This is a genomic window from Myxosarcina sp. GI1(2024), from assembly GCF_053543375.1.
The window spans coordinates 80,251-92,711 of sequence record NZ_JBKGTY010000012.1; the positions used below are offsets into that span (position 1 = coordinate 80,251).

The 12,461-nt window shown below is 40.0% G+C and carries 17 protein-coding genes and 2 pseudogenes; 6 read left to right on the forward strand and 13 right to left on the reverse strand.

Annotated elements, in window-relative coordinates:
• Positions 1-73 precede the first annotated feature (73 nt).
• The 3 genes from ACLFKQ_RS27285 to ACLFKQ_RS27295 all read right to left on the reverse strand — a co-directional run bounded on the left by ACLFKQ_RS27285 (position 74) and on the right by ACLFKQ_RS27295 (position 1,887).
• Positions 74-538: a DUF29 domain-containing protein gene (locus ACLFKQ_RS27285; RefSeq protein ID WP_449002796.1), complete on the reverse strand. Its 465-nt coding sequence runs from the start codon at positions 536-538 to the stop codon at positions 74-76.
• A 37-nt stretch (positions 539-575) separates the two neighbouring features.
• On the reverse strand, positions 576-1,034 hold the full coding sequence (locus tag ACLFKQ_RS27290; protein WP_449002797.1) for a DUF29 domain-containing protein: 459 nt from the start codon (positions 1,032-1,034) through the stop codon (positions 576-578).
• A gap of 361 nt (positions 1,035-1,395) precedes the next feature.
• Positions 1,396-1,887: a transposase gene (locus tag ACLFKQ_RS27295; RefSeq protein ID WP_449002798.1), complete on the reverse strand. Its 492-nt coding sequence runs from the start codon at positions 1,885-1,887 to the stop codon at positions 1,396-1,398.
• 368 nt (positions 1,888-2,255) lie between these two features.
• Here ACLFKQ_RS27295 and ACLFKQ_RS27300 point away from each other — a divergent pair, with 368 nt between their 5' ends.
• Positions 2,256-2,546, forward strand: coding sequence for a BrnT family toxin (locus ACLFKQ_RS27300; RefSeq protein ID WP_449002799.1), 291 nt, complete (start codon positions 2,256-2,258; stop codon positions 2,544-2,546).
• A pseudogene (locus tag ACLFKQ_RS27305) lies at positions 2,527-2,820 on the forward strand (BrnA antitoxin family protein); the annotation flags it as partial. The gene ACLFKQ_RS27300 and the pseudogene ACLFKQ_RS27305, both read left to right, overlap by 20 nt.
• A gap of 312 nt (positions 2,821-3,132) precedes the next feature.
• Here ACLFKQ_RS27305 and ACLFKQ_RS27310 read toward each other — a convergent pair.
• The 6 genes from ACLFKQ_RS27310 to ACLFKQ_RS27335 all read right to left on the reverse strand — a co-directional run bounded on the left by ACLFKQ_RS27310 (position 3,133) and on the right by ACLFKQ_RS27335 (position 6,474).
• Positions 3,133-3,321 carry a hypothetical protein gene (locus ACLFKQ_RS27310; protein WP_449002800.1) on the reverse strand — a complete coding sequence of 63 codons (189 nt, stop codon included), beginning with the start codon at positions 3,319-3,321 and terminating at the stop codon, positions 3,133-3,135.
• A gap of 37 nt (positions 3,322-3,358) precedes the next feature.
• Positions 3,359-4,147 (reverse strand): hypothetical protein, encoded by a 789-nt coding sequence (locus ACLFKQ_RS27315; protein WP_449002801.1) that lies wholly within the window; start codon positions 4,145-4,147, stop codon positions 3,359-3,361.
• A gap of 36 nt (positions 4,148-4,183) precedes the next feature.
• Positions 4,184-4,699 carry a type IV pilin-like G/H family protein gene (locus tag ACLFKQ_RS27320; protein WP_449002802.1) on the reverse strand — a complete coding sequence of 172 codons (516 nt, stop codon included), beginning with the start codon at positions 4,697-4,699 and terminating at the stop codon, positions 4,184-4,186.
• Positions 4,700-4,833: 134 nt separating this feature from the next.
• The gene (locus ACLFKQ_RS27325; protein WP_449002803.1) at positions 4,834-5,433 is read right to left on the reverse strand and encodes a type IV pilin protein; all 600 of its coding nucleotides are present in this window, start codon (positions 5,431-5,433) and stop codon (positions 4,834-4,836) included.
• Positions 5,434-5,824: 391 nt separating this feature from the next.
• Positions 5,825-6,133: a helix-turn-helix domain-containing transcriptional regulator gene (locus ACLFKQ_RS27330; protein ID WP_449002804.1), complete on the reverse strand. Its 309-nt coding sequence runs from the start codon at positions 6,131-6,133 to the stop codon at positions 5,825-5,827.
• Positions 6,134-6,162: 29 nt separating this feature from the next.
• Complete coding sequence (locus ACLFKQ_RS27335) at positions 6,163-6,474, reverse strand: type II toxin-antitoxin system RelE/ParE family toxin (RefSeq protein ID WP_449002805.1); 312 nt, start codon at positions 6,472-6,474, stop codon at positions 6,163-6,165.
• 48 nt (positions 6,475-6,522) lie between these two features.
• On the opposite strand from ACLFKQ_RS27335, the pseudogene ACLFKQ_RS27340 reads away from it, so the two are divergent.
• Positions 6,523-6,609 (forward strand): annotated as a pseudogene (locus tag ACLFKQ_RS27340) (type II toxin-antitoxin system RelE/ParE family toxin); the annotation flags it as partial.
• Between the two features lie 401 nt (positions 6,610-7,010).
• Here ACLFKQ_RS27340 and ACLFKQ_RS27345 read toward each other — a convergent pair.
• The gene (locus tag ACLFKQ_RS27345) at positions 7,011-7,379 is read right to left on the reverse strand and encodes an endonuclease domain-containing protein (RefSeq protein ID WP_449002806.1); all 369 of its coding nucleotides are present in this window, start codon (positions 7,377-7,379) and stop codon (positions 7,011-7,013) included.
• Between the two features lie 81 nt (positions 7,380-7,460).
• On the opposite strand from ACLFKQ_RS27345, the gene ACLFKQ_RS27350 reads away from it, so the two are divergent.
• Together ACLFKQ_RS27350 and ACLFKQ_RS27355 are read left to right on the forward strand one after the other, a co-directional pair.
• Positions 7,461-7,595, forward strand: a complete 135-nt coding sequence (locus tag ACLFKQ_RS27350) for a hypothetical protein (RefSeq protein WP_449002807.1) — start codon at positions 7,461-7,463, stop codon at positions 7,593-7,595.
• A 221-nt stretch (positions 7,596-7,816) separates the two neighbouring features.
• Entirely contained in the window at positions 7,817-8,077 is a 261-nt protein-coding gene (locus ACLFKQ_RS27355) for a hypothetical protein (protein WP_449002808.1), read from the forward strand.
• On the opposite strand, the gene ACLFKQ_RS27360 is transcribed toward ACLFKQ_RS27355, so the two are convergent.
• The 3 genes from ACLFKQ_RS27360 to ACLFKQ_RS27370 form a co-directional block, all read right to left on the reverse strand.
• Entirely contained in the window at positions 8,074-9,207 is a 1,134-nt protein-coding gene (locus tag ACLFKQ_RS27360; protein WP_449002809.1) for an ABC transporter permease, read from the reverse strand. The genes ACLFKQ_RS27355 and ACLFKQ_RS27360 overlap by 4 nt on opposite strands.
• A 61-nt stretch (positions 9,208-9,268) precedes the next feature.
• Positions 9,269-10,372: an ABC transporter permease gene (locus ACLFKQ_RS27365; protein ID WP_449002810.1), complete on the reverse strand. Its 1,104-nt coding sequence runs from the start codon at positions 10,370-10,372 to the stop codon at positions 9,269-9,271.
• Positions 10,344-10,982, reverse strand: a complete 639-nt coding sequence (locus ACLFKQ_RS27370; RefSeq protein WP_449002811.1) for a TetR/AcrR family transcriptional regulator — start codon at positions 10,980-10,982, stop codon at positions 10,344-10,346. The genes ACLFKQ_RS27365 and ACLFKQ_RS27370 overlap by 29 nt, the downstream gene beginning before the upstream one ends.
• A 154-nt stretch (positions 10,983-11,136) precedes the next feature.
• Here ACLFKQ_RS27370 and ACLFKQ_RS27375 point away from each other — a divergent pair, with 154 nt between their 5' ends.
• Entirely contained in the window at positions 11,137-12,450 is a 1,314-nt protein-coding gene (locus tag ACLFKQ_RS27375) for an HlyD family secretion protein (RefSeq protein ID WP_449002812.1), read from the forward strand.
• Positions 12,451-12,461: the final 11 nt, after the last annotated feature.

The window sequence follows — 12,461 nt, forward strand, 5'->3', positions numbered from 1 at the left end:
TTTGATTTAGTTTATTAAAGAAAGATATCAGAGATCGCCATTCAATTATAATTCTTTTCCCGATTACAATTTATTACTCATCGGGTAAATAATCGGGATTGAGAGTATCTTGAGGGTTGAAAGGAGATTGAAGTGGAAAAATAGTAAGAGAAAGTCTAGTCTCTGTAGCTGCATTTTTTCGAGCATCTTGATAACATTTATCAAATACCTCTAAGTAATAACCCTTGAGACTGGGACTATCCTCAAAAGCAAGAATAATTCTTTGTCGATGTTCGACAATAGTGCTTAACCAACTATCCGATCGTTTTTCTGGTTGGTATTTCCATTTTAAAAGATGTTGTAATACTCTAATAAGATTGCTTTTAACCGCTCTTTTTTCACTCCTCCCCATGTCTTCAAGTTCTTCAATTAGGTTCAATTTGTCTAGTTCAGATAACCGATCGTCGCGCAGAAGTTGAACCATCTCCTTCAGCCAGAGATAGTAATCTCGTTCGTAGAGATTGGTATTATTTATTTCTTGAGGTACTCCAGCAGTCATTGATTTAGATATTCTTGCTACCGTTAAGGATATTATATTAAGGTAAATAATTGGGATTAAGAATCTCTTCGCTAGAAAAAGGGCAATCTACTGGAAAAGTAGTAAGCGGTAATAGGGTTTCTGTAGCTGCATCTTGTCTGGCGGCTTGATAGCAGTTGTGCCAAACTTCTTGAAGGTAATTTTTTAAACTAGGGCTCTCTTCCAGTAAGATTAATAGTCTACGACGATGTTCGACAATTGTTCTCAACCAACTCTTACTTATTTTTTCTGGCTGATACTTATATTTGAGTAAATGCATGAAGAGAATAGTTAAATTGCTCTTGACAGCTCTCTTTTCACTCCTCCCCATGTCTTCAAGTTCTTCAATTAGGTTCAATTTGTCTAGTTCAGATAACCGATTGTCGCGCAGGAGTTGAACGGTATTTTTCAACCAGAGATAGTAGTCTTGTTCGTAGAGATTAGTACTATTTACTCCTTGGGGTACTCCAGCATTCATTCTATCTAATAGATAAATTAAGTAAAGATTTCACTATGATGCAATCGCTCCGCGCCTCATCAAAGCTGAGATCGCATTAGCATTAATTTCACGATTTGTTTCGATTATAGTTTAAATGCGATCGCTACACTACTGTGCGATCGCAATAAAATTAAAGAATAATTGATTTTAAAATTAGATGAATGGTCTAATTCGATCCAAAAGATACCTGATTTAGCCGAAAAGGTTGGCGAACTGAAAAATTGGCGGCAAATTGCTGTAATGATTATTACTGGAACGGTTGGCACAATTTTGGGTTGGATTGTCAGAATGAGTCATTGCGAGGTTATGAGAAATCTACTTCTCGGTCGGAAAATCGCCTTTACCATTTTGAAGGATTTTGATGATGTAGTTGGTCTGTTTCCCAGGAATTAGGATTATTGATAACGTATTGCCGAATTTTTTCTAAAGCGTCGCGATCGCGGATGATATGCTCGTAATAATTACGTTGCCATACGGGTGTACCTAGGGCATCGCGCAAAATATTAATTTGTTTGGTGACGGTTGATTTAAATCCCGCAATTAATGACGATAACGATTTGGGTTTCATTCGTAACGACGGATACAAATCGTCACGTAGGGGCGAACGGCCGTTCGCCCCTACCACATCGTTACCGTTCGCCCGTACCACGTCGCGCACCACAACGCGATCGCCATCATTAATCATGACGATTCCGTGAAAATGATTGGGCATCACAACCCACGTATCCAATTCAATTTCCTGTCTAATTACGGCGGATTTTTGCCATTGTTCCGCCACAATTTCACCAAGTCGGTTCAAACGCATCTGTCCGTTGACAATTTCGCCAAACAAACATTGTCTTTGAAACGCGCAAATGGTGACAAAATACGCCCCAGACTGGCTGTAATCGTATCCTTTTAATCGGATCGAACGTCTATGATGTCTGTTGCGATCCTATTTCATTAAATTTGATTATCGTTCGGGTGTTGCAAATATTTGTAGGGGCGTTTCGCGAAAGGGGTCAGACCCCGCGTCGGCGTAAGACGCAAGGGAATGCTGACCAAGACACGCCCCTACGGGATTTATCGGTAATTACCATGTCTTTGTAAATATCGGTAATTACCATGTCTTTGTAAATGCGATCGCAATTGTTATTTTATCGTGACGAGCGATTGCTACCGTTTCTTGATTTTGTATATACAAAAATGTATACTTAAGATGTGGAACTTGAGTGGGATGAACAAAAAAACCAAACCAACATCATTAAGCATGGTATTTCGTTTCAAGAAGCTCAAGAGGTATTTAAAGATCCTAAACTGCTAACCTATGTAGACGATCGCTTTAACTACGAGGAAATAAGGGAACTTTCAATAGGACAACTATTCCTACCAGAGCAACCAGTTATTGTGGTTTTAGTAGTTCATACAGATCGAAACGAAGTAACCAGAATCATATCTGCGCGACGAGCAAATAAAAAGGAGAGAAGAAGATATGAGCAACGATCGCTTTAGTCTCGATATGTCAGATAAAGAACGACATCGTAAATTAGTCAATATGTCAGATGAAGACATAGACTATTCAGATATTCCCGAACTTGATGAGGACTTTTTTAAAAATGCTAAGTTAGTCAAAAGGAAACCAGCAACAGAAGCTATCTCGATAAGAGTTGACAGCGACACTTTAGAGTGGTTTCGTAATACAGCCTCTACCAACCCCGAAATCAGAGGCTATCAAACCTTAATCAACGATGTGCTGAGAACGTACGTGGCACATCAATTGACGAAGGAAGAGGGAAGAGGGGACAAATTGAAAGGGGATTCATGCCCCTCCCAATTTGAAGTAGTTTCTTCTTCCTTCGAGGAGCGACTTTCATGAGGGGCTGACTGCGTGGGTTTCCAATTCCAAGGGATCGTCGCCCGAATTTAGTTCGGGCGTTTATGAACCCCGCCGCGCAGTTTAAACGCCCCGTCCTCTCCCAAAGTGGAAGAGGTCTTCTCGTCGCGACGAGATAAATGAGGGTTAAACCTCACCACAGTAATTGTCAACGTAGCTGAAAGTCTGTTTTAGAGAGGAATTGAGGGGAATAGGAAAATACTTTTAAGGATGGATCGCCATTATTATTTTGTCATCTCGAACAATCGCGATCGCTTCGTACGAAGAACGCCTATAATATCCATCGCCATTTTTATTTCGTCGCAACCGCCAATCGCAACGGTGTTGTGTTTTCCACAAATGTAAAAGGGGCAAACCGCCGTTCGCCCCCATAGAGTTTGTTGGTTGTTGCAATCATTTTATAAATGCGATCGCGCCAAATTATATTCAATTAACTTCTTCGATGTTCTTCTGGTACTGTAACTCGTACCCTGCCGTCTGGGGTAATGGTGATTTCTCCGCCTAGTGCTTCAATGTTATTAATCGCTTTTTGGCGAGTGGCTTTATCTCTGGCATTAGTTAGCAGTTGAAACCAAGAACCTATTTGGGCTTCTATGCTATTTGGTTTGTCCTTAAGAAATTTCGCCATTACTTTCGCCCGATTTCCTACAGCTTTACTTCTGTCGTCATTGACGATATCTGCCCATTTAGCCGCCATTTCATAGGAGTTTTTTGCTGCTTGAGAGTCACCTAAAAATAATACTTCGTCAACGGCTTTATAGATCCAAAGAAAATAGGAATCTGGTGAAGTTTGCGGAGTAATTTTTTGTAAACCTTTTTCGATTAAATTTGTACTCAATTCTGGTCTACCTGCAAATACAGAAGTGGCAGGAGACATGGGAAAATAAGCTTTAATAAATCGCGGATCGTTTTTTACGACAGTTTCAAAATAATCGGGAGTTGCAGCATAACCCGTAATATCTCTTGCTTCAGTATCGCCAAAATAAACTAAAAACTTAAGATAAGCCCAGTCTGCAATTAAATTATCGTAACCAAAAGAAGGCAGTTGTTTTAGTAAACTTGCGGTAGCTTTTTCTCGTTCTTCAAGTCGCTGATAGTCTTCATTAGTAAATTTATTTTCTAAATCGACTCTTGGCTTTTGTAATAAAACTATGCCGCTAGATAGAGCAGCTGATAATAATAAACTTGAGATTAACTTTATCGGGTTTGAGACTTTCATGTTAATGGCTTACTTATAGACAAAACAAAATTAAAATTATTTAATTTTACTGCCTCCTAAACAAGTACCATCTGCTTGAGCTTCTACGCTAGAACTATTACCATTATTATCGATACTATCAGCAATGCATAATATTTGTGTATAGCTAGGAGCATCAAAATATATTCCAATTGAAAAATCTCTAGCCAGTAAAGTACCAGGGCTAATAGCATAAGCTGAATGAATAGCTTTATTTTGGTTGGCAGTGTTATCTACCGTATAAACATAATATTGTCCGATTATATTAATATCAGCAAAGCTACTGAGATCGTTACCATTATAAAAAGACTTGGTTTCAAAATGATAGACTTGTTGTGCTCGCGCTAATGCGCCAAGACTGGTTTTAGCCTCTGTTTCTCTGGCTTTTCCAATTTGGGCTAAGTGGTTAGGTATTGCTACAGCTGCTAATACGCCGACAATAACCACCACTACTAATAATTCGACTAGCGTAAAACCTTTATCTCTACAGTAAATAAAATACCTAATTAATTGTACATTTGTGTTATATTTCATCTTTAGATAATTGATAGAAATTCGGTTATATTTAATTAAACAGCCAGGAATATTAATAAATTTTCCTGGCTGATATTAAAGAAGCATCTAAAAGATATAGATTTTATGTGTAAATGCGACCGAAAGAATCGATTTTATTTAATTTCTGACGAACCTTCTATGCATTCAAATGATGCAGGAGTAGTTATGTTACCGTCACCATCAACCTCTGCCGCGGTGAATTCCATTGTGGCAGAGGGTGTACCGCCTTCAGTATCTTTTGTATCAGCAATACATAGAGTAGTACTAAAAGCTCCCGATTCATAAGCGACACCTGAACCAAAATCTCGAACTCCACTATTAGCTGGATCTATACCATCTGCCGTAAAAGTAGCTCGTTCTGCTTCACTGGCAGTTGCAGTAGTGTTTTCGTAAGTATAAAATTCTGCACCAGGAGTAACACCTAAAGCATTTTGAGTATTCTCCCATTCTTCGACTGCATTATCTCCAGTTGCTACATAGAACTTTTGTGTTTCTAAGCGATAAGCTTGTTGAGCGCGGTTTAATGCACCAAGAGCAGTTTTCGCTTCAGACTCGCGAGCTTTACCAACTTGACCTAAGAGGTTAGGTAGAGCAACAGCAGCCAAGACACCGATGATAATTACAACTACTAATAGTTCGATTAAAGTAAAACCTTTGTTAGCTTTTTTGTTACGAAGATTTTGTAAAAATTTTGCAGTAAAAACGCTGTTCATGATATCCTTCCAAAAATAAGAATTAGTGTTAGTTTTTGTCTTGTTATTTGTGTTAGTTTGTTTGGGTTTTTTTTGTTTCCCTATTTAGAAATTACCCAATTTTTCAAAATACATATCACCACAAAAAAATATTTTTGGCGGGTTTGGCTAAGCGCATGGGTGCAATAATGACTGTGACTTGTATCACAATGTAATATTTTGTATTCTTTACGCCTCGCGAGCAATTTGAATTCTCCAAGCTTGGGGAACTTTTGACTATTTCCCCCCAGAATTGGGGGGCAAGGGGGGCGAAACCCTAGAATTTAAAATTGCTAGAATTAACCGACAACATAAAAATACAAAGCATTTACTGACATATAACAAAAAAGAAGCTGAATAAACGGGCGTTGCATTATTGACTAACCAAAGGTTTAAAATCAATCGTCATGCCCACTGCTTGAAGCACAGAGGTTAATGTTTCTAAAGTCGGATTTCCTTCTTCACTTAGCATCCGATATAAATGCTGACGCGAAATTTTAGCCTCATTTGCCACTGTTTGCATTGCTCCCTTAGCCTCTACTACATTTTTTAAAGCCAGTAAAAAAGCCGATTTGTTACCATCGGCTAGAGTTTCATCGAATGCTACCTTTAAATACTGTGCCGCATATTCAGGATTGGCTAATCGCTGAAGTAAATCGGATTGATAATCTTTAGTTGGCATAATTAAGTTTCTCCTTGTTCTTGCTGATACTATTGCCAGAGGCGACAGGCTATTTTAATGTCTTTCTTCTGGGTTCTCTTAGAGCCACCGACGAGTAGAAGCACTATCTGATTCTTAAAAAGTCCAAAATAGACCCGATAACCTGCCCCAAACTGAAACCGAAGCTCAGAAATTCCTCCTTTCAGACTTTTTCTGTCTCCGAAATTTCCCAGCCGTACTCGATCTAGTCTGACATCGATCCTAGCTTGTAGAGTCGAATCAAGCTTATCGAACCATTCATCGAAAGGACAAGCTCCATCTGCTGTGACATATTTTCTAATTTCCCATTGTCGGCTTTCCATAAATTAATTTTACTGATATTTGTCGTTTATATGTGACAAACCTTAGATAGTATTCGGATTAATCGGCAATGGCGGCTTTGTTTTGTTTGGGATAAAAGTAATGCCTATGATGTAGAAATAGTCGATTATCATTAATTCTGGAGAATAATTTTTGAAGAGTTAACTGAGATTCAGCCGCTCTCACCTAAAAGTTTTTAGCGATCGCTTTGGTGGGGCTAGGGGGGCGAAACCTATGAAGTGAAAAAGGATACAGCCCCCTATATCCCCCAAGCTTGGGGGACTTAGATTAGTCGGTTAGATTGACAAGTAAACAGAGATTTAGAGTACTTTCCCCCAGAGTTGGAGGGCTAGGGGGCGAAACACATGAACTGCGCAGGAATACAGCCCCCCTATATCTCCCGCCCCTCCCTACCCCTCCCCAATGCTGGGGAGGGAACGAATGGTCTCCCCCAAATTTGGGGAAGATTAGAGGGGGCAGGGACTTTGAGATCTTGTTCCCCCCAGAGTTGGGGGGTTAGGGGGGCAAAACCGAGAAGCTACGGCGAAAGTGCAACCTGCTTAATCTCCGCCAAAACCTGCGGCAAATCGTTCATCACCCGTTCATTGCTAAATCTCAGCACTTTATAACCATATTTTGCTAGTTCCGCAGTTCTCGCTTCATCGTACTCAGTCTGACTAAGGTGAATATCTCCATCAACTTCTACGACCAACTTACAAGCATGACAGTAAAAATCTAAAATAAAATTGCCCACAGGATGCTGACAACGAAAACGCAACCCTTCAAGTTGCTTATTTCTGAGTGCTTGCCATAAGCGAGCTTCTGCTGATGTCAGATTGTTTCTTAATTTCTTTGCAGCTAGTTCGATTTCTGGAGTCGTACCGCGAATTCTCTGGTTATGTTTCACTCAATAAAATATTCTCTTTTAATTACCTAATTTAATCTTTCTAATTTTGTAAGTAAACAGTAGTTCTTTCTAGAACTAGAATTGGGGGCAAGGAAGGCGAAACCCAGAATCGAACATCGGGGCAAAAAAACTAAAGCGATCGCCACCACCAACTCTCATCTAAATTTATCATGGCGCGATCCCGCTATTACAGCCATGTTATTGACTGAAGCATAAAATAGATATGAGATCCTGACGGGGTGACAACCATGCTAAAGTATACTCTGTATGCGCTTCATAGCTTTAAGACCTTGAAGATAAATGGGACTCAATATGTAGCTCATTCCTGTTCAAGAGCATACTCTCCACAAACCAAACAAACTTGTATTGAAATGTAGCTCAATGGCATCGGTATCAGAGGAATTTCAAGAGTAACCAAAATTAGTCATCCTACTATCTTGAACTGGATTAAAGAAGCAGGAGAATCTTTATTGGATGAACCTCAAGATGAACAACTGCCCGAAATTACTGAAATTGATGAACTTCAAATGCCGAATGCACTCGCCCGCAAGCACCTGAATCAAATTCAGGTGAACGGGCGAGCTTTTGTGGGCAACAAAAGAAACCAATACTCGATTTGGACAGTGGTCAATCACCAGAAAAAAGGTATTATTATTTGGACTATAGGCGATCGCTTTTTTGCGACACAACCTTTTTAGGTAAGCTGAGAGCGAAAACGTTTGATGCTAATAGTTAACAACACGATCGCCAAGACTAAAATAGCGATCGCATCATGCCAAATTTCTCCAAAACCCACACCTTTAAGAATCAGGCTGCGATTAATAGCAACATAATGATGTAGGGGATCGAAGAAAGATAAAAAGCGAAATAAAACAGGCATACTTTCAACAGGTGCGATCGCGCCAGAAAGTTGAATAATCGGCACGTTAAAAAAGAAAGAAGTCAAGATTACTTGTTGTTGGGTACGGGATAAGGTAGCCAGTAAAAGACCAATTCCAATACAAACACACAGATAAAGTCCCGATAATAGTAAGAATAAGCCAAAATTACCGCGAAAAGGCAGTTTAAAAACCAAACGAGATACTCCAGAAGCTAACAACACATCTCCCATTAACAAGATAAATAAAGGCGCGATTTTAGCCAGTAAAATTTCCCAGGCGGCGGCGGGAGTCATTAGTAGTTGTTCGAGAGTGCCAACATCTTTTTCACGGATTAAAGTTACAGAAGAAACTAACGAACCAGTTAGGGTTAAAACAATTCCAATTACCCCAGGTACGAAAAACCAACTACTAATTAAACCAGGATTGTAGAGAAATCTTACTTGTGGTCGTACTGGTGCGGGAGGACAACTAACTTTTTGACAACGCAACTTTTGACTATATCGATCCACAATTTGGTTTATATATCCTTGGGCAATACCAGCGGTATTAGCATCAACACCATCAATAATTACTTGAACTTCAGCCGTTTTCTGAGAAGATAAATCGCGATCGAATTCTGGTGGAATTACCAAACCAACATCAATTTCACCAGTACGAACTTGTCGATCCAGTACATCCTGACTATTAGGTGCAGATTTGACTTGAAAGATGCGGTTTTCAGTTAAAGCAGAGACTAATTCCCGACTTACTTGACTATTAGCATAATCTAACAAACCTAAATTCAAGCGATCGACATCGGGACTAAGTGCCGAACCAAAAATTAATAACTGGATTGTAGGCGGAAAAATCAACAAGAAAATTAGTTGTTTATTACTCAAAATTTGGCGAATTTCTTTGAGCATTAACGCCCAAAAACGACTTTCTAATAGGCGACGGAGAATTATCATAGATATATAGATATATAGATATATAGATATATAGATATAAAGGCAATACCGTTAAATTTAATTAATCGGGAAGTTGCATTCGTTTTAAATTGCGAGTTGCTGCCATAAAAATTACACTGCCAATTAATCCCACAATCAAAGGCACGTACCAAACTCCAGCCCAACCCGTACCCCGAATAAAAGCATCGCGAGTAATTAAGATATAGTAACGAGCAGGGATAATATTTGAAATTAGAGATAGGGGAAAAGGGATATTTTCGAGACGATAGATAAACCCAGAAAGCAAAAAGGCAGTTAAAAAACCCGCGATCGCAGTTCCTTGAACGGCAACGGTTTGGTTACTAGCGCGAGTGCCAACGAATAACCCAAAGGAAACACTGGCAGCTAAAAAAGTTAGAGTGCCAACGATTAGAGGAATTGGTTCTACTTGCAAGCGCAGTCCGAATAAGATAACGCTCACCCCCATAACTACCAGCGTTTCTGCTAGTGCTACTAGTAAATATGCCATACCTTTACCCAACAACCACTCTACAGCACTGAGATCGGAAGCATAAACTTGAATAATCGTACCTTGTTCCTTTTCCCGTACCATAGCGATCGCAGTTAACATAGACGGAAAGACCCACAAAGTCACCCCATAAATCCCTGGGATGATATACAAGGTTTCTTTTCTTCCTGGATTAAACCAAAGACGGATTCTAGTACTTATTTTTTGAGTACTAGGCTGAAGATTATTACTCTGTGAAAAAAAGTTTGTCGTGGCGCGAACGCTATTTTGAATGACTCTAGCATTATTGACATCGGTGCCATCTACCAATACCTGCACGTCAACAGCTTTGTTTGATTTAATCTGACGGGAAAAATCTGGGGGAATCACTACTACTGCTTTGGCAACACCGCGATCGAGCGCGGCGATAGGGGAAGCGTTTATTGTCGGTGCGGGAATAAATTGATTAGTCGCATATATTCTTTCTACATAGCTGCGACTGAGAAAACTATTATCAAAATCTTGGATACTCAAAGGAATATTTTTTGTCTCCAAACGAACTGCATAGCCATAGATGAGCAACATTCCCAACGGCAAAATTAAAGCCAAAGCTACCGACAAGCGATCGCGCCTGAATTGATTTAATTCTTTAAGACATTGAGCTAGAATCCTGTTCATGTTTTCGCTCCGCGATTAAAACAATCAAATTCTCAATTAAATCTTCTTGAGTTAAAGAAAAAATCTCTTTACCCCCTAAAATCTCTTGAGTAACCACATATCCCATCAGTGAACCCATAAAAATCCGCGCCGTTGCTTCGTAATTCGGTAAATTTAATTCGGGATGGGAACGAAAATATTCACTCAGAATTGACAAAACTTTCTTTGGTAAATTGCTGACAAACAACTGCGCTAGTTGAGGAAAGCGTTCTGATTCCCCGATCAAAAGACGCAGAAAAGAGATGTATTCGCGATCAGGTAAAATTGTCGTCAGCAATTTCTCGGCAATTTGACGTAAAACAACCGCAGGTTCTCCTTGTAAGGGAACCGAACCAAACACGATTTGAAAGCGATTAGTCGTAACCTGTTCGATCAGGGCGGTGAATAGCCCTTCTTTGTCCTGAAAGTGATTGTAGATGGTATTCTTAGAGACTTTTGCTACCTCTGCTACTCGATCCATACTGGTAGCTGCATAACCCTGTTCGAGAAAAACTTGCATTGCCCCTTGCAAAATTTGTTCCCGTTTGGGATTGATTTCTATAAGATCGGATTTTGACTTGGCTGCGGTCATCTCTTAGATAAATTTTCTTAACTAGCTGGCTTTATATTTTCAACTATACCGTATAGTATAAAAATATAAAATAGGACTATACAGTATAGTTTTATTCACCATACAAAAACTAAATAGAATAGCTAATTTCCCTCGTAACCAACTGCTAAATGCCATGTCTCAGACAACTTCTCATTTTCAGGAAGAAAAAGTCGTTCCTTCTCAACAACCACAGCGACGTTTGGGTAAACTACGCCTAATAATTCCTTCGATCTTGTTGTTGCTAGGAACAGGGATCGGAGTACGCTACTATTTTTTTGGTCAGTCGGAAGATAATAATTTAGAACTTAGCGGCAGAATAGAAGGTTATGAAACCGATATAGGAGCTAAAGTAGATGGAAAAATCGAATCGATCGCACTAAGAGAAGGCGATCGCGTCACTACAGGACAAGTTATCGCCCAACTCAACGATGCAGAATTACAAGCCCAGTTAGAAGGTGCCACAGCCCGTTTTAATGCCGCCCAACAGCAAGTAAACCAGGCTCGCTTACAAATTGATGTAGTTCGCAGTCAAATAAAAGAAGCAAGACTCAACTTACGACAATCTACAGAAGATGCGACGGGAAGAATTGACCAGGCACGAGAAACTGTCTCTGCTGCTGAGGCACAATTAGCACAAGCGCAGGCACAGGTAAACCAAGCAGAAGCAGCAAAACAACTAGCACGAGTAGACCGCGATCGCTATAAAACTTTACTACAAGATGGGGTAATTCCCCAGCAACAATTCGACCGAAGCCAGACTCAACTCGATACCGCCCAAGCCAACCTGCAAGCTTCACAAGCAGCAGTAGAAGCTGCCCAAAAACAAGTTAATGTAGCTCAAGCTGCTTTAACCCAAGCAAAAACTAGCAGTTTAAATCCCGAAATCAATACAGCCAGGATAGCAGGTTTAAACAAACAACTGGCACAGGCAGAGGCACAATTAGAAGCAGCCCAGGCAGAAGCAGCTAATGCCAAAGCAGCCCAAGCAGAGATTGCAGCCAAGTTAGACGATCTCAAAATCACCAGTCCCATTGATGGAGTGGTATTAACCCGCACTAGCGAACCTGGGGAAGTCGTGGCGACGGGAACGACTTTGATGACTCTGGTAAATCTCGACAATGTCTATCTACGAGGTTATCTACCCGAAGGAGAAATAGGATTAGTAAGAGTCGGACAAGCAGCGCAAGTATTTTTAGATTCCGCACCAGACAAACCCTTAGATGCTACTGTAACTCAAATAGACTCCGAAGCTTCCTTTACCCCAGAAAATATATATTTCCAGAGCGATCGCGTTACGCAAGTATTTGGCTTAAAACTTCAGATTAAAAACCCTAACGGCTTTGCCAAACCAGGAATGCCAGCCGATGGAGAAATTATTAGGAAAGAAAAAGGGAATAGGGAAGCAGTGAGTTATCTTCTGTCTTTATCAAATAATGTATATGATTAATCATAATATCC